Source organism: Enterobacter sp. 2VL, from assembly GCF_005503595.1.
In the GTDB taxonomy this organism is placed as follows: domain Bacteria; phylum Pseudomonadota; class Gammaproteobacteria; order Enterobacterales; family Enterobacteriaceae; genus Enterobacter; species Enterobacter cancerogenus.
The window spans coordinates 36,543-56,061 of the sequence record NZ_SCNE01000003.1 but is presented as its reverse complement, the minus strand read 5'-3'; the positions used below and the strand labels follow the sequence as shown (position 1 = coordinate 56,061).

The 19,519-nt window shown below is 57.1% G+C and carries 13 protein-coding genes and 2 tRNA genes; 6 read left to right on the top strand and 9 right to left on the bottom strand.

Going from position 1 to position 19,519, the window contains the following annotated elements; translation table 11 throughout:
• Positions 1-22: 22 nt before the first annotated feature.
• Complete coding sequence (locus FFS28_RS08525) at positions 23-3,082, bottom strand: efflux RND transporter permease subunit (RefSeq protein ID WP_137849300.1); 3,060 nt, start codon at positions 3,080-3,082, stop codon at positions 23-25.
• Positions 3,082-4,167: an efflux RND transporter periplasmic adaptor subunit gene (locus FFS28_RS08520; RefSeq protein WP_171007397.1), complete on the bottom strand. Its 1,086-nt coding sequence runs from the start codon at positions 4,165-4,167 to the stop codon at positions 3,082-3,084. Before FFS28_RS08520 ends, FFS28_RS08525 begins: the two co-directional genes overlap by 1 nt.
• A gap of 561 nt (positions 4,168-4,728) precedes the next feature.
• Between FFS28_RS08520 and FFS28_RS08515 the strand changes: the two genes are divergently transcribed.
• Both FFS28_RS08515 and ldtA read left to right on the top strand, forming a co-directional pair.
• The gene (locus tag FFS28_RS08515) at positions 4,729-7,416 is read left to right on the top strand and encodes a cation-transporting P-type ATPase (protein ID WP_137849299.1); all 2,688 of its coding nucleotides are present in this window, start codon (positions 4,729-4,731) and stop codon (positions 7,414-7,416) included.
• A gap of 102 nt (positions 7,417-7,518) precedes the next feature.
• Entirely contained in the window at positions 7,519-8,433 is a 915-nt protein-coding gene (gene ldtA, locus FFS28_RS08510; protein ID WP_137849298.1) for a L,D-transpeptidase, read from the top strand.
• Positions 8,434-8,544: 111 nt separating this feature from the next.
• Here ldtA and FFS28_RS08505 read toward each other — a convergent pair.
• Positions 8,545-8,620 (bottom strand) — tRNA-Asn (locus FFS28_RS08505).
• A 321-nt stretch (positions 8,621-8,941) separates the two neighbouring features.
• Between FFS28_RS08505 and nac the strand changes: the two genes are divergently transcribed.
• A complete protein-coding gene (gene nac, locus FFS28_RS08500; protein ID WP_058610132.1) occupies positions 8,942-9,859 on the top strand; it encodes a nitrogen assimilation transcriptional regulator NAC in 918 nt (305 codons plus the stop codon).
• A 96-nt stretch (positions 9,860-9,955) separates the two neighbouring features.
• Entirely contained in the window at positions 9,956-10,906 is a 951-nt protein-coding gene (gene cbl / locus FFS28_RS08495) for an HTH-type transcriptional regulator Cbl (RefSeq protein ID WP_088208172.1), read from the top strand.
• 53 nt (positions 10,907-10,959) lie between these two features.
• On the opposite strand, the gene FFS28_RS08490 is transcribed toward cbl, so the two are convergent.
• Positions 10,960-11,035 (bottom strand) — tRNA-Asn (locus FFS28_RS08490).
• A 100-nt stretch (positions 11,036-11,135) separates the two neighbouring features.
• On the bottom strand, positions 11,136-11,933 hold the full coding sequence (gene mtfA, locus FFS28_RS08485; RefSeq protein ID WP_006176245.1) for a DgsA anti-repressor MtfA: 798 nt from the start codon (positions 11,931-11,933) through the stop codon (positions 11,136-11,138).
• A 309-nt stretch (positions 11,934-12,242) separates the two neighbouring features.
• On the opposite strand from mtfA, the gene psrA reads away from it, so the two are divergent.
• Positions 12,243-13,142, top strand: coding sequence for an L-proline-binding transcription factor PsrA (gene psrA / locus FFS28_RS08480; protein ID WP_137849297.1), 900 nt, complete (start codon positions 12,243-12,245; stop codon positions 13,140-13,142).
• Here the strand turns inward: psrA and FFS28_RS08475 are convergent.
• The 3 genes from FFS28_RS08475 to FFS28_RS08465 form a co-directional block, all read right to left on the bottom strand.
• Positions 13,117-13,905 (bottom strand): substrate-binding domain-containing protein, encoded by a 789-nt coding sequence (locus tag FFS28_RS08475; protein WP_137849296.1) that lies wholly within the window; start codon positions 13,903-13,905, stop codon positions 13,117-13,119. The two genes, psrA and FFS28_RS08475, sit on opposite strands and share 26 nt — an antisense overlap.
• Positions 13,902-15,215 (bottom strand): MFS transporter, encoded by a 1,314-nt coding sequence (locus tag FFS28_RS08470; protein ID WP_137849295.1) that lies wholly within the window; start codon positions 15,213-15,215, stop codon positions 13,902-13,904. The genes FFS28_RS08475 and FFS28_RS08470 overlap by 4 nt, the downstream gene beginning before the upstream one ends.
• 285 nt (positions 15,216-15,500) lie before the next feature.
• Complete coding sequence (locus FFS28_RS08465) at positions 15,501-16,799, bottom strand: serine hydrolase domain-containing protein (protein ID WP_006176240.1); 1,299 nt, start codon at positions 16,797-16,799, stop codon at positions 15,501-15,503.
• Positions 16,800-16,905: 106 nt separating this feature from the next.
• Here FFS28_RS08465 and FFS28_RS08460 point away from each other — a divergent pair, with 106 nt between their 5' ends.
• Entirely contained in the window at positions 16,906-17,808 is a 903-nt protein-coding gene (locus tag FFS28_RS08460; protein WP_137849294.1) for a LysR family transcriptional regulator, read from the top strand.
• A 24-nt stretch (positions 17,809-17,832) separates the two neighbouring features.
• On the opposite strand, the gene fumA is transcribed toward FFS28_RS08460, so the two are convergent.
• A complete protein-coding gene (fumA, locus tag FFS28_RS08455) occupies positions 17,833-19,482 on the bottom strand; it encodes a class I fumarate hydratase FumA (RefSeq protein WP_137849293.1) in 1,650 nt (549 codons plus the stop codon).
• Between the last annotated feature and the right edge of the window lie 37 nt (positions 19,483-19,519).

The window sequence follows — 19,519 nt, the reverse complement described above, 5'->3', positions numbered from 1 at the left end:
ATATTCAGTCCTGTGGCATTCATTATTGTTCAGCTTTGTCCTTACGATGGAAACACGCATAAATTACCGGGAGAACCAGCAGCGTCAGGATTGTAGCAAATCCCAGTCCAAACATAATGACAACAGCCATGCTCTGGAAGAAAACATCCAGCAGCAGCGGAGCCAGCCCGAGCACGGTGGTGAAGGCGGTCAACAGAATCGGGCGCAGACGCGAGGTGGCCGCATACATAATGGCCTCATGCTGATTTTTCAGCCCCTTTTGCTGCTCAATCTCTTCAACCAGCACAATGCCGTTGCGGATCAACATCCCGCTCAGGCTCAGCAGGCCAATCAGCGCCATAAAGCCAAACGGGATCCCGGTGATTAAAAAACCGGGGGTGACGCCAATCAGGGCCAGCGGCACGGTCAGCCAGATAGCCACGGCATTTTTCACCGAGCTGAACATCAGCACGGTTATCACAAACATTACCAGGTATCCCAGCGGCAGGGTGGTAAACACCCCTTGCTGTGCTTCGCTGGCGTTCTCCGCGTCTCCGCCCCACTCAATGCTGTAGCCTGCGGGAAGGGGGAGGGCGTCGATTTTCGGCTGCACGCGGGCAAGGATGTCGCCGGACGTTTGCTGGCTCTGCGGGGCCGGATCGGTCTGCACGGTGAGCACGCGCATGCGGTCGCGGCGCAGGATCAGCGGATCTTCCCACTCCAGCGCAAATCCGCTTACCACGTTGTTCAGCGGGATGTACTGCTGCCGGGTCTGGCTCCACACCAGCACATTATTAAGATGATTCGCGTCCTGACGTTCACTCTCCGGTGGCCGGACGATCACCGGCAGCAGGTCGCTGCCTTCCCGGTACAGCCCCGCGCGGCTGCCGGAGAAGTTCATCTCCAGCGCGTTATCGACATCCTGTTTATCCACGCCCAGTTCACGGCCAAGGGCAGGCACATACTGGGGACGGATCACTTTGCTGCGGTTCTGCCAGTCGTTTCTGACGCTGTCGGTGGCCGGGTCGCGGCTGAGAATATCGTCAACCTGGCTGGCAATCAGACGGAGCCTGTCCGGGTCTGGCCCTTTGATGCGCACCTCAATTGCACTGTCGCCGGAGGGACCAAACGCCACGCGTTTCGTGCTGGCATTGACCTGGGGATAGTTTCGCGCGATGTACTCCTCAACGTGACGCGTCAGCGGCGCGATGCTGCGCCGATCGTCCATCCTGACCATGATTTGCGCGTAGTTGCTGTACTGGCGCTGCCCGCTGTAGGTCAGGATGAAACGCATACTCCCCTGACCAATGGTGGAGACGGTGGTTTCCACGCCCGGCTGGTCGTTGAGGGTTTTTTCGATATCGCTGGTCATTTTTTCGGTCCAGTTGATATCGGTACCGTAGGGTAACCAGAGGTCGACAAAGAAAATCGGGGTATTCGACGACGGAAAGAAGTTCTGGCGCACCGAGCCAAACCCCCAGATAGCCGCCGCCAGCAGCGCCGCCATCACGATAAGCGTTGGCGCTTTACGCTGTAACAGGGCGTTGAGCAGGCGCTGGTAAAGCCGGTAAAACGCTTTGTCATAGGGATCGGCCGCCGGCGTTTTTTCCGGCGCGCTGTCGTGTTTGAACAACCACCACGTGATCAGCACCGGCGTGATGGTGAGTGCGGAAAACCAGCTCAGCATCAGCGAAATGAGCAGCACCTGGAACAGCGATTTGCAGTATTCACCGGTAGAGTCCTGCGACAGGCCAATCGGTGCAAAGGCCAGAATGGCGATCACCGTCGCTCCCAGCAGGGGGAGGGCCGAGCGGCGGATAATGTAGTTAATCGCCGTTAACAGCGGGGAGCCCTGCTGCCGGGCGATCAGGACCCCTTCAACAATCACGATGGCGTTATCCACCAGCATGCTGAGGGCGATAATCAGCGCCCCGAGCGAGATACGCTGCAGCTCAATGCCCCACAGGTACATGATAAGCAGGGTGCCCAGCACGTTGAGCGCCAGGGAGAAGGCGATGATAATCCCGCTGCGCACGCCCATAAAAATCAGCAGCACCCCGATGACAATCGCCAGCGCCATCAGGAAGTTCACAATAAACCCGTTAACCGAATGGCCGACTTCCGCCGCCTGATCGTAAAAGAGATCGAGATGGATACCCGCGGGTTTTTCTGCCGACATCCGCTCCAGCTTCGCTTCCAGCGCGTGACCGACGTCAATGACGTTTACGCCCGGGATAAAGGAGACGCCCATGGTGACGGCTTTTCGGCCATTAGCATGGTAAATGCTGGCCGGGGATTCATTCAGCCCGCGCGACAGCGTGGCGATGTCGCGCAGACGCGTCGCGGCTCCCGTGCCGGATGGGGTGACGATCAGGTCGGCCAGTTCGTCGATATTCTCAAACTCACCCGTAGGATGCAGGCGGATGGATTCGGTGCCTGCGGTGATTTCACCGGCGCTGGAAACCACGTTAAGCCGGCTGAGCAGGGCAGAAAGCTGGTTCAGCGTAATGCCGCGCGCCGCCATTTTGGTCAACGAGATATCAATGTTGATCTGCGGGCTAATCACCCCGCCGATGGCGACCTTCCCGACGCCGGGCACCAGCACCAGCTCGCGGCGAAGCTGCTCGGCATACTGCACCAGTTCCGGGTTGCTGAACGCGTCTCCGGAAATGGCAAAGAAGAAGCCGAAGACATCGCCGAAATCATCGTTGACGAACGGAGTCACTACGCCTGGCGGAAACTGCCGCGCGGCGTCACCCACGCGGCGGCGCAGCTCATCCCAGATTTGCGGAAGCTCGCTCGAGTGGTAGCGCGACGCAATATTGACGGTAATTTGGGACAGTCCGTTCGATGAGATTGAGCTGACGTTATCGAGATAGGGGAGTTGCTGAAGCGCATTTTCCAGCGGCAGCGTCACCTCTTCTTCGACCTGCTGGGCCGATGCGCCGGGGTAATGGGTAATCACCACCGCGGTTTTAATGGTGAATGCGGGGTCTTCCAGCCGACCAATGTTCAGCAGGGCGAAAATCCCCCCCACGCCCAGCAGGAGTATCGTCAGCCAGACGCGAATAGGGTTATTGATAAACTGGCGTGAGATATCCATTACAGCCCCCGTTCACGCGTCCAGATGCGTATAGGCTGCCCGGCATGAAGTTCATTTACGCCTGCCGTGACTACACGCTCACCCGCAGAGAGGCCGCTGACGATCGCAACGCCTTCGGTACCGACCTGCCCGACGCTGACCTTTCGGTCTTCCAGATGCAGGTCATCACCTTTGCCCGCCACCACCCAGACGTGCGGCTCGTTGCGCGGGCTGTTGTCCGGGTTAAAGACTGCTTCCACCGGCACCACCAGCACGCTGTCACTCGCCCCGGCGGGCAAATTCGCCAGGTTGACGGTTACCGTTCCGCTCACGCCACCGACGACAGGAAAGTCGGCCGGGCGCGGCATGGTGAGTATCACCTGCCAGGTGAGTGTATTGCTGTCGCTGCTGCCCGAATGTTCTTTATAAACGGCGGTAAATTCCCGGTCAGGGAAGGCGTTAATTTTAACGATGGGCTGATACCGGGCGTTGCGTATATCCAGCGCCTTAAACAGGTTTTCCGGGATGCTAAAGACGACATCCAGCAGATCGCTGCGGGTTAACGTTACAATGGGCTGGCCCGCTGAAACGACCTGATGGTTACGCACGTGGACGCTCGCTACCGTGCCGCTGAACGGGGCGACAAGCGTCATCTGGTTCAGCTCTTCCCGGGCTATCTGGAGCGCGGCATTTGCCGAATCGCGGTTTGCACGCTGAACGTCCATCTCGGCTTTTGAAATCGCCTGACGGCCTGCCAGCGTCTGAAAGCGGTCAAACTGGCGTTGCGCCAGTGTAGCTGCCGCCTGCCTGTCGTTCAGGCGCTGCCGGGCATCGCGGGCATTAAGCCTGGCAAGCTGCTGGCCCTGCTTGATGGTCGCGCCCTGGCGAATGTCCAGGGCTTCTATTTGTCCCGGGCGTTTGAAGGCGAGGTCGGTTGCGTCACCGGATTCAATCCGTGCCGGGAAAACGCGCTGGCGGGCAGTGCCTGCTGCTTTCACCTCGGTAACTTTCACCATGCGGGGCAGCGGCGTATTTTCCTCCGCCTTGCGATCGCAGGCCGCGAGCGTGAAAATCACCCACGGCAATAAAAAGAGGTAGCGGTTCACGGTATTCCCCTAATAAATAATTGTTTTATTTATTCCCTCGCCATAACCGGGGCAACGCTATTCTGCGAAAGTCGACACCACAATATAGGTGAATAAACCGATCGCGGTGCTGGCAATAATGGCGAGCGCAATATAAAAACCAAGACGAATCAGGCTATAACCGAACATTCTCTTCTCCATGGGCCGGGAAAAGGCGATAGCGTCAATGAAACCAACGCAATGGATGCACTCACTGAGCATAGACGCAGATAAAACAAATGTTAAACAACCGATTTCGGTGGGCCGGGCGCGTGTTGAGCCCCGCTGGGCTGAGGAGGTGAATGCGCAAAGCAACATCATGATAATGCATGAAATTAACAATCAAAGGTTAATTCTGATATTCCTGTGCTACGTTTTATACATTCTCTCCTGATTCATATGCTGGCGTTTGGGGTAATAAAACAAACACGGAAGCTTGCTATGTATAACCCTGTCCGAATTTCCCGTGCGTCTGTTTCTTTTATTTATCTGTTAATTGCATGAGTACCAAGGTGATTTCTGAAAGAACCTGAGGAAGGAACAATGAAAACAGAGAAACCTGGCCGTCCGTTTTACCAGCAAAGCGTTGAAGAGGCGCTGGCTGCAAACCATTCCACGGTGGATGGACTGAGCAGTACCGAGGCAGCCGCCCGACTACAGCAATACGGTGAGAACGCCTTACCGCAAAAACCGGGTAAGCCTGCCTGGCTGCGCTTTCTGGCCCATTTCAACGACGTCCTGATTTATGTTCTGCTGGTGGCCGCGCTGCTCAAGCTGATCATGGGCCACTGGGTTGATATGTTCGTGATCCTCGGGGTCGCCATCATTAACGCCCTGATTGGTCATATCCAGGAAAGTAATGCCGAAAAATCGCTGCAAAGCATTCGCAATATGCTCTCCAGTGAAGCCGTGGTAATACGGCAGGGCAACCATGAAACCATCCCCACCACGGCGCTGGTGCCCGGTGATATCGTGGTGATCCGCGCCGGGGATCGCATTCCTGCCGATCTGCGCGTGATTGAGGCCCATAACCTGCGCGTCGAAGAGGCGATTCTCACCGGGGAATCCACCGTTGTTGAAAAGAACACCGACGCGTTGAGCGGCGAGCTGCCGCTCGGCGACCGCTATAACTTGCTTTACTCCGGCACCACCGTGAGCGCCGGCGGCGGAAAAGGGCTGGTGGTCGCGACCGGGGGCGAGACCGAACTCGGTCACATCAACCAGATGATGTCGGACATCGAAAAACACCGCACGCCGCTGATGGTGCAGATGGACAAGCTTGGTAAAACCATCTTTATCACCATCCTGGTGATGATGGTGGTGCTGTTTGTCTTCAGCCTCCTGTTCCGCGATATGCCGGTTTCTGAGCTGGTGCTGTCGTTGATAAGCCTTGCGGTGGCGGCGGTGCCCGAAGGGCTGCCGGCCATTATCTCCATTATCCTTTCGCTTGGCGTACAGGCGATGGCCCGCCGGAAGGCGATTATTCGTAAGCTGCCCACCGTCGAAACGCTGGGCGCAATGACGGTGATCTGCTCGGATAAAACCGGCACCCTGACCATGAACGAAATGACGGTCAAAGCGGTGATCACCGCCGGGACGACCTACCGCGTGGAGGGAGACAGCTACGAGCCGGTAGGCAATATTCATCCGATTGACGACCCAACGCCCGTCACCGTCACCCCTGGCTCGCTGCTGGAGCGCTATCTGCGCACCATCGATCTGTGTAACGACAGCCAGCTGATGAAGGACGAGCAGGGCTTGTGGAAAATCACCGGCGGGCCGACCGAAGGCGCGCTGAAGGTGCTGGCGGCGAAAATACCGCTCCCGGCGCTGGATACGGAAATGCGCAGTAAAATCCCGTTCGATTCGCAATACAAATACATGTCCACGCTGTACCGCCTGGGCGATGAAGAGACGATCCTCATTACCGGTGCGCCAGAGGTGCTGTTCCGCCTCTGCCAGTATCAGCAGACGGAGACCGGGCTGCAGCCGTTCGATCAACCCTACTGGGAAGGGAAGATTGAAGAATACGCCCGTGAGGGGCTGCGCATGGTGGCTGCCGCCTGGAAGCCCGCCGCCGACGGCCAGCGCGAGCTGGATCATGCAGATTTACAGGACGGGGTTATCCTGCTCGGGATTGCCGGCATGATGGATCCCCCGCGGCCGGAAGCGATTACCGCCATTGCCGACTGCCTGCAGGCCGGAATTCGGGTGAAGATGATCACCGGCGATCACCCGCAAACGGCGATGAGCATTGGCCAGATGCTGGGGATCGGCAATGCCGCCAGCGCTATTACAGGACGCGAGCTGGAGGCGATGGACGATCCGCAGCTGAGCGAAGCCGCGCAAAAATACGATATCTTCGCGCGAACCAGCCCGGAAGATAAGTTCCGCCTGGTGCAGGCGCTGCAAAGCCGACAGGAAGTGGTGGGGATGACCGGAGACGGCGTGAACGATGCTCCGGCGCTCAAGCGCGCTGACGTCGGTATCGCCATGGGGATCAAAGGCACCGAGGTGACCAAGGAGGCGGCCGACATGGTGTTAACGGATGATAACTTTGCCACCATCGCCAGAGCGGTGCACGAGGGGCGGCGAGTTTATGACAACCTGAAAAAGACCATTTTGTTCATCATCCCGAGCAACATTGCCCAGGCGTTACTGATCATCATTGCGCTGCTGGCGGGCAACCTGATCCCGTTAACGCCGGTGCTGATCCTGTGGATGAACATGGCGACGTCGGCCACTCTGTCGTTTGGCCTGGCGTTTGAAGCGGGTGAGCGGGACATCATGAACCGGCCACCGCGCAAGTCTAACCTGCACGTTATGGACGGTTTCGCCATCTGGCGCGTGGTGTTTGTCGGGCTGATGATTGCCATCAGCGCCTTCGTGCTGGAGGCCTGGCTGCAGCCGCGCGGCTACTCGCCGGAGTTTATCCGCACCGTGCTACTGCAAATGCTGGTGACCGCGCAGTGGTTCTACATGCTGAACTGCCGCGTAACGGATGGCTTCTCGCTGAGCAAAGGGTTGCTGGCGAACAAGGGGATCTGGATTGTGAGTGCTGTGCTGCTGATCCTCCAGCTGCTGATCATCTATGCGCCGTTTATGCAAATGCTGTTTGGCACCGAAGCGCTGCCGTTCCGCTACTGGTTCATCACTTTCCTGATTGGTTTCGCAATGTTCCTGATCGTTGAAGTGGAAAAACCGCTGACCCGCAGATGGCGCAAAAAGTAAGGCGACATTGAGAAAAGCCTGTATAACAGCAGGCTTTTCTCACGAAATGGCTGGCAGGGGTTATAGTTACTCTGTGCTCAACATCGTAATTATAGGGACATTATGATCCGAACCCGCTTGCTGGCGTTAGCGCTGGTCGCCGTGACCCAAAGTGCATGGGCTGTAACTTATCCGCTTCCGCCTGAGGGCAGCCGCCTGGTTGGTACGCCAATAACCATCACCGTGCCGGAAGGGAACACCCTGCCGCTGGAAGCCTTTGCCGCGCAGTATGGGCAAGGGTTGAGCAACATGCTTGAAGCCAACCCGGGTGTCGATCCCTTTTTGCCTAAAGCAGGAACGCAACTCGTGGTGCCGCAACAGCTGATCCTGCCCTCCACCGTGCGGGAGGGCATTGTGGTGAACGTGGCGGAAATGCGCCTCTACTATTACCCGCCGGGTAGCAATACCGTGGAGGTACTGCCGATCGGGATCGGTCAGGCCGGACGTGAAACCCCGCGTAACTGGGTTACTGCCGTGGAGCGCAAGCAGGATGGGCCAACCTGGACGCCTACGCCAAACACGCGCCGCGAATACGCAAAAGAGGGGAAAACCCTGCCGGCGTTTGTGCCTGCCGGGCCGGATAACCCCATGGGCCTCTACGCCATCTATATTGGCAGGCTATACGCCATTCACGGCACTAACTCGAATTTTGGTATCGGGCTGCGCGTAAGCCAGGGCTGTATTCGTCTGCGAAACGCGGATATCAAATATCTTTTCGATAACGTCCCGGTCGGCACGCGCGTCGAACTTATCGATCGCCCGGTTAAAATGACCACGGAGCCGGACGGCAGCCGCTGGGTGGAAGTCCACGAGCCGCTGTCGCGTAACCGTGCCGAGTTTGAATCGACAAAGAAAGTGCCTCTGCCCATTTCCGCCACGCAGCGGACGCAGCTGATAAACGAGGGGGCGGGCGCTGAACTGGAACGTCGGTCAGGGATGCCGGTTAAGATCGGCAACGGAGGCATTGTCGCCGGGTGACGGCTGCGGTCCAATGAAATTTGTCGGTCGGGTAAGGCGAAGCCGCCACCCGACAATGTAACCGAGCGCAGAAAAGCAAAAAGCCTGCTTTAAAAGCAGGCTTTTGAAATTTGGCTCCTCTGACTGGACTCGAACCAGTGACATACGGATTAACAGTCCGCCGTTCTACCGACTGAACTACAGAGGAATCGTGTGAACGGGGCGCATATTATCGACGTCGGCTGTGGTTGTCAAAGGGTGTATCAGACGATTTTGTTCGTTTGCTGACAAATTCAGCAAAGTGGTGCTTTTGGCAACGCTTTGCACCGTCATTGTGCAGATATACCCCTTATGGGGCAGATCATAAACCGCTGTTTCACTCATAAAGTCGCCAGCGATGATTAGATTTCCTTATTTTCAGGGCATTAGGCATGGATCTACTCCCGGCTCAAAAAGTGGCATTCATATTGCAATACCTGTTCAACACTCGAAGCCGTTAAAGGCACAGTTATTTGTTACAGGGGGCAATATGAATTTCAGACGACTCAAATACTTCGTAAAAATCGTCGATATCGGCAGCCTGACTCAGGCAGCGGAAGTGTTGCATATTGCGCAGCCCGCGCTGAGCCAGCAGGTTGCCACGCTTGAAGGGGAGCTGGATCAACAGCTGCTGATCCGCACCAAGCGCGGCGTGACGCCAACCGAAGCCGGGAAAATTCTTTATACCCATGCCCGCACCATTTTGCGCCAGTGCGAACAGGCGCAGCTGGCGGTCAATAACGTCGGCCAGACGCTGAGCGGCACGGTCTCTATCGGCCTTGCACCGGGGACCGCCGCATCATCCATTACCATGCCGCTGCTGCAGGCGGTGCGTGCCGAGCTGCCCGACGTGCTGGTTTACCTGCACGAGAACAGCGGCTCCGTGCTGAATGACAAACTGCTCAACGGGCAGCTGGACATGGCGGTGTTGTACGACCGCTCGCCCATCGCCGGGATCACCAGCCAGCCGCTGCTGAAAGAAGATCTTTATCTGGTTGGTACGCGCGACTGTCCGGGTCAAAGCGTTGACCTGACGGCGGTCGCCGAGATGAACCTGTTCCTGCCGCGTGATTACAGCGCCGTGCGCGTGCGGGTGGACGAAGCGTTTTCCCTGCGTCGCCTGACGGCCAAAATCATCGGCGAGATCGACTCTATCTCCACGCTGACCGCCGCGATTGCCAGCGGGATGGGGGTCACCGTGCTGCCGGAGTCTGCGGCACGCTCGCTGTGCAGCGCGGCAAACGGCTGGATGGCGCGGATCACCACGCCGTCCATGAGCTTACCGCTGTCGCTCAATATGTCCGCACGCGGCTCGCTCACCCCGCAGGCGCAGGCGGTGAAAGAGATCCTGATGTCGCTGGTAAGCAAACCATCGCTGGAGAACCGCGAGCTGCAGCTGGTCAGCTGATATTCCATAAAAGCATAAGATGCTGGTTTTTATTATTTGTTCTGCAGCCCTGCAGACTCTAACAATAGCGTTATGTCAGACAGGCCGGAGCGAAACGTGAATTTCCAGCAACTTAAAATTATCCGTGAGGCGGCCAGGCGGGACTACAACCTGACCGAGGTCGCCAACATGCTGTATACCTCCCAGTCGGGCGTCAGCCGCCATATTCGCGAGCTGGAAGAAGAGCTGGGTATTGAGATTTTCATACGTCGCGGCAAGCGTCTGCTCGGAATGACGGAGCCGGGAAAAGCGCTGCTGGCCATTGCGGAGCGTATCCTCAACGAAGCCAGCAACGTTCGCCGTCTCGCGGACCTCTTTACCAACGATGCTTCCGGCGTGCTCACCATCGCGACGACCCACACCCAGGCGCGTTACAGCCTGCCGCCGGTCATTAAAGCCTTCCGTGAACTCTTCCCGGATGTGCGGCTGGAGCTGATCCAGGGAACGCCGCAGGAGATAGACGTGCTGTTGCAAAACGGCGGGGCGGATATCGGTATCGCCAGTGAACGCCTCAGTACCGACCCGCTGCTGGTGGCTTTCCCGTGGTTCCGCTGGCACCACAGCCTGCTGCTGCCGGACGATCACCCCCTCAACCAGGTGTCACCGCTTACGCTTGACGATATCGTTAAGTGGCCGCTGATCACCTACCGCCAGGGCATTACCGGGCGTTCACGTATCGATGAAGCCTTTAGCCGCAAGGGGCTGACGCCGGATGTGGTCCTCAGCGCACAGGATTCCGACGTGATTAAAACCTACGTTGAGCTTGGGCTGGGCATTGGTCTGGTGGCGGAACAGTCGGGCGGTGAGCACGAGGAGGGCAATCTTGTGCGGCTTGATACCCGCCACCTGTTCGATGCCAATACTGTATGGCTGGGCCTCAAGCGCGGGCAGCTGCAGCGCAATTACGTATGGCGGTTTATCGAGCTGTGTAATGCCGGGCTGTCGGTGGATGAGATTAAGCGCCACGTGATGGAGCCAGAGGACGTGGCGATTGATTATCAGATTTGAACCGCGAATGCAGAAAAGCAAAAAGCCTGCTTTAAAAGCAGGCTTTTTAAATTTGGCTCCTCTGACTGGACTCGAACCAGTGACATACGGATTAACAGTCCGCCGTTCTACCGACTGAACTACAGAGGAATCGTGTGAACGAGGCGCATGTTAATGGCCTCGCTAAAATGTGTCAACACTAAATTTAAGGTGCTGATTCAAATGATTAATTAAGCTGCAAACTGCTGTTTTAGTGAACGTGCGCGGTGGCATACTCGCCGCTGTCGCCATTCTTACGTAAACGCTGAAGCGGGTCCTGCTGGTAGAACTGGCAAAAACGCTGCCACAACGCCGGGAAGCGGGGTGCGAACAGCTCCGGCGCGCTAAAGAAATATTCCGACAGAACCGCAAAACATTCGGCTGGATCGGTGGCAGCATAGGCGTCGATGCTCGCGGCGCTTTCACCGACAAGATCAATTTCATCCTGAATGTTGTCCATGGCCGCATGCAGATCGTGCTCCCATCCGGCCACTTCGCGTAGCGGGATCAGCGGCACGCCGCTGGCGCGATCGCCGTTGCGGGTATCAAGCTTGTGCGCCACTTCATGGATAATCAGGTTGAAGCCGGAGGCATCAAACGAATCCTGAATATCCAGCCAGTTGAGCACAATAGGCCCCTGTTGCCAGCTTTGCCCGGACTGCACAACGCGCTGGCTGTGCACCAGACCGATGTCATCTTCCCATTCGTCATCCACCACGAACGGAGCAGGGTAGATAAGCACTTCGTGAAAGCCATCCAGCCATTCAATGCCGAGCGCCAAAACGGGCAGGCAGAACAGCAGGGCAATACGCGTGTTTTTGAGGGGATCGAGTTCGAAACCCTGTAACGGAACCAGACGTTTTTGCTGCAGAAAACGGTCCGCCAGTTGAATCAGCACTCGCTGTTCATCCGGCTCGAGGTTAGCCAGAACCGGGATCGCCAGCGCCTCTTCCCATGGCTGTGCCATATTTCGACCAGCGTCATTCGATTTCCAGGGCCACTTAATCATCGCTTTGCTCGCAAACTCGTCACATGAACAAAATTGAAAGGTCAGGCTAACATGCCAAAGAACCCGGCATGAAAGCAACTACAAAACGTTGAGATGTCGGAATGGCAGAAAAGGCCAGCCTCTCTGCCATTATTCAACCACTTATCCCGTTTCCTTTCAGTGACAAAACTCCCAATGATAAAACCCCGCTGAAGACCGGGCCTGAGATAACACGGTGCCCGGAGCGTCAGGTTGAAACGTTAAGGGACTGTTAAAATGTGCGTCTACCCGTCATGATGACCGTCATCAAAACGGAGAAATGTCGATACTATGCCCGTAAATTTTGACCTTAACGATCTTTATGCTTTCAGAGCGTTAGTGGAATACGGCAACTTTCGGGTTGCTGCTGAATCTATCTGTTTGTCCCCGTCAGCACTGAGCCGCAGGATTGAAAAACTGGAGGCGGCGCTGGGAACAAAGCTGTTTGACCGGACCACCCGCCACGTGGCTCTGACGTTGTACGGGCAGAACTTTGCTGAACGTTCAGCGCAGTTGCTTGATAACGTTGAGTCCATGCTGGCTGATATCGATAAAGTGAGCGAAGAGCGCACCGGGCTGGTTACCGTCGCTACGGTACCGTCTGCGGCCTGTTACTTTATGCCGGATGTTATACGTCGCTTTCAGTCCCGCTACCCGCGTGTCCGGATTAAGCTCATCGACAGCAGCGCAGGGAATGTCCTTGACGCTGTTGCCCGTAGCCAGGCGGATTTCGGGATCTGTTTCGCCGGGAGTTTGCCCTCTGAAATAGAGTTTTTCCCGCTGGTGGAAGATAGCTATGTCGCCGCATGCAGGTGCGATCACCCTCTGGCAAAAAAAACGCACCTGACATGGCAGGCGTTTTATGAGCAGGACTATATCATCCTCGACAAAACGTCAGGTAACCGTAACCTGCTCGACCGGTTGTTGGGGGACAGGGTTCCTGCGCGTCCCAGCGTCTGCGAAACGCGCCATGTGACCACGATGCTCGGCATGGTAGAGGCGGGGATCGGCATTGCTGCCGTTCCCGCCATGTCGATGCCAACGTCAGAGCACTCGCTGTTGACGTCTGTCCCGCTCGTGGCGCCGGAAGTGAAACGCACTGTGGGGCTTATCCGACGCCGGGGGCGCATCCAGTCTTACATTGCGGCTGAACTGGAAAAACACATTACTGAGCAGTACCGCGGGACGTGACGGGGCTTAATCCCGTGTCGCGGATCACGGCACTGGACTGTGTCGATGAAAGGTAATTCAGCAGCACTTTCCCTTCGCCAGGATGGTCGGCGTGGCGGGTCACGGCGCCAGCAAAGCGGGTGATGTATTGCAGGTTGTCCGGGAGTTTGCCGATAACCGTAACCCCCGGAACCGGCAACAGTTCGCTGACCTGCTGGAAACCTACCGCGTATTTCCCTTTCGCCACTTCTTCGGCGACGGGGATGCGCTCAACCTTCGTTGCTTTACCCATCACCTCTTTTTCAATCCCCAGCGTTTTGAACAGCTTCTGGCTGACGTATCTGCCGCTGGCACTGTCGGAGTAGGCGATGGATCCGGCCTGAAGCAGCGTGTGGCGAAGTTTCGCCTCATTACCGATATCCGGGACGTCAGCGCCTTTTTTTACCACCATACCGACAGGGGAGTCAGCAAGTTCCGTGCGTGAGCCAGGCTGAGTCAGGTTGTTCTTTTCGAGCGTTGCCAGCGCATCGCCCACCATGATCACCACGTCGGCTTTTTCCCCGCGCGCAAGTCGGTTAGGAATTGCCTGCGGAGTCGTACCCATAGACGGGCCGGGAACGAGCACAATGTTATCTCCGGTCTGGCGTTCATATTCCGGTGCCAGCTTTTCAAGGGCGGCCTTAAAACCGCCTGAGATCATGACCGTCACCTCTTTTGCAGAGGCGCAGAAGCTCAGGGCGGTCATTATCAACGCGCTGGTGGTCAGCCGAGGGATCGGTCTCATGCCGCCCCCTCGGATTTCACGGTATTGTGCAGCGTCACTGCACGACGACGATACAGATAGAGTGTGGCCAGCAGGGCACACACCGCGGCGAAACTCATCCAGTAGCCGGGAGAGGCTTTATCCCCGGTATATTCAATCAGCGCGGTAGACATCACCGGGGTGAATCCCCCAAATACAGCCGTTGCCAGACTGTAGGCCAGAGAGAACCCCGCCACCCGAACTTCAGAAGGCATGATCTCCGTGAGTGCCGGGATCATCGCACCGTTGTAAAGGCCATAGAGGAAAGAGAGCCACAGCAGGACGCTTAGCATCATTGAGAAGCTCGGTGCCTGCGCCAGCAGCGTCAGCGCCGGGTAGCTTGTCGCCAGTGCCAGCAGCGTCATGGCGATAAGCACCGGTTTACGCCCAAAGCGGTCCGACAGCGCACCGCCCACCGGCAGCCAGATAAAGTTAGAAATTGCCACCAGAAGCGTGACCAGCAGGCTGTCCGAGGCGCTGAGCATCAGTACTTTTTTCCCGAAAGTCGGCGCATAAACGGTGATCAGATAAAAGGCCGTAGTGGTCATCGCCACCATCAGCATGCCGGCAATGACCACCTGCCAGTTACCGAGCAGGGTTTTAAAGACCTGATGCATCTCCAGATGATGGCGGCGCGCGCTGAACTCCTCTGTCTCCTCCAGCTTGCGGCGCAGGAAAAAGATAAAGGGTACGATTAAACAGCCGACCAGGAACGGAATACGCCAGCCCCATTCACGAATGGCGCTCTCTGCCATTAGCGCATTCAGGGCAAACCCCATGGCTGCCGCAATCATAATCGCGACCTGCTGGCTGCCGGACTGCCAGCTGGTGTAAAAACCTTTGCGGCCGGGCGTGGCAATTTCAGCCAGATAGACCGACACGCCACCCAGCTCCGCTCCGGCAGAAAACCCCTGCAATAGTCGGCCTGACAGCACCAGTAACGGTGCCCACAAACCTATGCTGTGATAAGACGGAATAAGCACGATCAGGAAGGTTCCCGCCGCCATAATCGACAGGGTCACGATCAATCCTTTTCTGCGTCCAACCTTGTCGATATAGGCACCCAGTACGATTGCCCCGATGGGACGCATTAAAAAACCCGCGCCGAAGACGGCGAACGTCATCATCAGGGAAGCAAATTCACTGCTCGCCGGGAAAAAGGTATGCGCGATGTAGGTCGCATAAAAGCCGAAGAGAAAGAAGTCGAATTGCTCGAGAAAGTTGCCGGACGTAACACGAAATATCGCGCCTGCTTTCGTGCGAAGGGTTGCAGGTGAGGTTGAGGAAAACATGGTTATCTCCAGTTTATTGTTGACGTTTTGCTCGTCTGTTTCTGAAAACTGGATCAACTACCCCAAATTTATAAGCGCAATTAATACAAGGACTGATGCATTTAACGCATCAATGGTGAAGAGCCGATCGGCAGGGATTGTTGTAACAGTAACTTAACAATTAATTGATTTTTTATTCACCAATTTGGGCGCGCCACTGATAATGCTGTTTTGTGACATCGCGCAGAGGCGACATTGGTAGCAAAGAAGACAAAAGCCAGGCGATGCCTGGCTTTTTACCCTGGCTTACCGCAATGCGTTGGCAATCGCACTGAACATCAGGGATGCCTCAAGCGGCTGCGCGCTGAACGACGGTTCCGCCTGCGGCCAGGTTGACCATTGAACGATCACCAGATTCTCCGTTGGGTTCACCATGATCATCTGACCGAAGATCCCCAGCGCCCACAGAGAGCCTTTCAGTGAATCCTGAACCGCAGGGCTGACGTGTTGGGCATTGGCGGGAACCTCATTGTTCCACCACTGGTAGCCGTAAAGACCGTCTGGATGGGCGTCAGATACCGAGCCTTTCGCGTGCGTCCAGTCGGACGAGTGCTGAACCCAGTTGTCCGGCAGGATCTGTTTGCCGTCTGGCAGGGTGCCGTTGTGCAGGATAAACTCCCCGAAGCGACCCCAGTCTTCCAGCGTGGCGTTAAAGCCATGCGCGCCGACGTCGTGCTGGCCCTTACTGTAGGCGTGCCACACGCCGTCGCTCGCCATGCCGTATGGCTGCCAGATGCTTTTCTCGAGGTACGCCGCCAGCGTCATGCCGGTGGCGCGCTCAAGGACATCCCCCAGCAGCCATGCGCCGCCGGATGAGTAAGACCAGTTTTCCCCGGCAGGGTGTTCACGATGTAAACCGGAGACCAGCTTACGCACGCAGTCATAGGTGCCAGGTTTGGCTTCGCACTCGGTGAGCTGGGCGAAATCCGATTTCGGGTTGGTGTAATCCTCGTTCCACGCCACGCCGGAGGTATGGGTGATCAGCTGTTTTAACGTCACGCCGTCCCAGGCGGTGCCTTTTAAATCCGGTTCGTACTGCGTAACAAGATCGTCGAGCGAGTGGATCTTGCCTTCTTTAATCGCCACGCCTACCAGCGCCGAAACGACCGATTTCCCTACAGAACGAGACGTCCAGAGCGTGGAGTCGGTATTGCCTTCACCCAGATACTTCCAGGCCACTTTGCCGTCTTTCAGCACCAGCATACCGCTGACGTTCTGGCGCTTAAGGTAATCCTGAAGATTGTAGGTTTTGCCATTAACCTGATAGCTGGCGTCTTTCAGCGGTTTTTCTGCGGCCAGCAGCGGGGTGGCATTACCGTGACGGAACACGTCGCCCGCGTAGTTGCGGTAGTCATTGCGAAAGCCGACAACGCGATCGCTTTGGCTCCAGGTGAGCATGCTGTGCGTGTCGGGCAGTTTTGCATCAAACGGAGCCGGACAGGTCGCCAGGTCGGTGCCTTCACAGGCCGCCATGGCGACAGGAGAGAGCAGGCTGGTGAAGACAAGGCCCGCGAGCAGTGTGAAATTTAACGATTTATTTTTCATGGTTTTCTCGTATGGGTTAAGAATGCCTTCAGTTTAAGAACCTGCGGCCTATAATAAAAAGCGCGTAATGGGGGAAAATCCCCCGTATTTATGATAAGGATGCAACGTGGCGACGTTACTCTATTCCTTTGCTCAGCTGGAGGCGTTCACCGCCGTGGCGGAGCACGGGAGCCTGATGAAGGCGGCGGGCAAACTGGGTAAAGACCGGACGACCCTGCGCGATCTGATTGATTTTCTCGAAGATGGGCTGGGCTACGCGCTCTTCGAGCGGGAAGGGCGCACGCTGCGGTTAACCCCGGAAGGGGAGCAGCTCCGACGGCAGGCGCACCTGCTGATGCGCCAGGTAAAGGCCTTTGAGGCCTTTGCGAAAGAGGTGCCTGAAAGCGCCACGCAGGAAATTTCCCTCGTCTACGATCCCTTTACGCCCAGGGCGTTTTTGCAGGCACTGATAGACGTGATGGCCGGGCAAAACGTCCGGTTGAGCCTGAAGAGTGCCTCGCGGGACGAGGCCGAGGCGATGCTGGCCAGCGGCCAGGCCGATCTGGGGATCTGCCAGGCGCGCAACCGCAGCGTGGGCAGTGACATGGAGTGGCGCGCACTGGGCGCAATCGATATGGATTTTTATGCCTCGAAGGGGCGTTTTGCGTCGGCCACGCCGCCGCTTTCGCTGCTTGACCTCTCTCTGGTGCCGCAGATCGTGATGCACGACGCCTCTGACGAACCGGTTGCACGTCGCCTGCAAATCTCCGGGCATACGATTTTTACCAACGAGCTGGAGATGCTTCGCGGCCTGCTGGAGCAGGGATGCGGCTGGGGATTTTTGCCGACGCACCTGCAGGCGACGCAGTGGAAAAACGTCAAAAGGCTGCACACCGAAGTGGGCAGCCAGGGAATCAGCCAGACGATGGTCACCATCTGGAAACCGGGCAGCGACAAGCGCGGGACTATCGATCGTACGCTGTCGCTGCTGCCGACGCTGTGGCAAAAAAGCATGCGCCAGGCCGGGTAAGCGCGGCGCTACCCGGCATTATGCTCAGCGCTGTGAACAACCTTTGCACTGTTTGTTCTGGATCTGCTGGAAGAAGTCGTTGCCTTTGTCATCCACAAGGATAAACGCCGGGAAGTTCTCGACCTCAATTTTCCAGATAGCCTCCATACCCAGTTCAGGATACGCCACGCACTCCAGGCTCTTGATGCTGTTTTGCGCCAGCACCGCCGCCGGGCCGCCGATGCTGCCCAGATAGAATCCGCCGTGCTGGTGGCAGGCATCCGTCACCTGCTGGCTGCGGTTGCCTTTTGCGAGCATGATCATGCTCGCACCGTGGGATTGCAGTAAATCCACATACGAGTCCATACGGCCTGCGGTCGTTGGTCCAAGCGAGCCTGACGCGTAGCCTTCCGGCGTTTTGGCCGGGCCCGCGTAGTAGATCGGGTGATCTTTCACGTACTGCGGCAGTTCTTCACCGTTGTCGAGCAGCTCTTTCAGCTTCGCGTGGGCGATGTCGCGCGCCACAATAATGGTGCCGCTCAGCGACAGGCGGGTTGAAACCGGGTGAGCCGAGAGCTGCGCGAGGATCTCAGCCATCGGCTTGTTCAGATCGATGCTGACCACGTCGCCTTCACCCTGCTGGCGCAGCGATTCAGGAATATACTGGCCCGGATTATGTTCCAGCTTCTCGATCCAAATCCCGTCGCGGTTGATTTTCGCCTTGATGTTGCGATCCGCCGAGCAGGAAACGCCCATGCCGATCGGGCAGGATGCGCCGTGGCGCGGCAGGCGGATCACGCGGATATCGTGGGCGAAGTATTTCCCGCCGAACTGCGCGCCGAGGCCGAGGTTCTGGGCTTCCTGAAGCAGTTCCTGTTCAAGCTGCACGTCGCGGAACGCCTGACCGTGCGCGTTCCCTTCGACAGGCAGACCGTCGTAGTAGCGGGTTGAGGCCAGTTTTACGGTTTTCAGCGTACTTTCCGCCGACGTGCCGCCAATCACGAACGCGATGTGGTAAGGCGGGCAGGCCGCCGTACCCAGGGTCCGCATTTTCTCAACCAGGTAGTTTTTCAGCTTTGCCGGGGTAATCAGCGCCTTGGTTTCCTGATAAAGGTAGGTTTTGTTGGCTGAACCGCCGCCTTTCGCCATGCACAGGAATTTATACTCGTCGCCATCGACGCTATACAGATCGATCTGCGCTGGCAGGTTAGTGCCGGTGTTGACCTCCTGATACATATCCAGCGCCGCGTTCTGGGAATAGCGCAGGTTGTCCTCGATGTAGGTGTTGTAAACGCCCTGGCTCAGCGCGGCTTCATCGCCGCCTCCGGTCCACACGCGCTGGCCTTTTTTCCCCATGATGATGGCGGTGCCGGTGTCCTGACAGGTTGGCAGCACGCCTTTGGCCGCGATTTCAGAATTGCGCAGGAACTGCAGGGCGACGTATTTGTCGTTTTCGCTGGCCTCAGGGTCGTTAAGAATGGCCGCGACCTGCCGCTGGTGCGACGGACGCAGCATGAACGCGGCATCGTGGAAGGCGTGTTGCGCCAGCAGCGTAAGCGCCTGCGGCTCAACTTTCAGGATCTCCTGACCCTCAAAGTCGGCCACGGAGACATACTCTTTGGTCAGCAGATAGTATTCGGTGTCGTCGTGAGACAGCGGGAAGGGGTTTTGGTACACAAAGGGCTTATTCGACATACTCAACTCCAAAATCTGTTTTTGACTGATGGCGCTT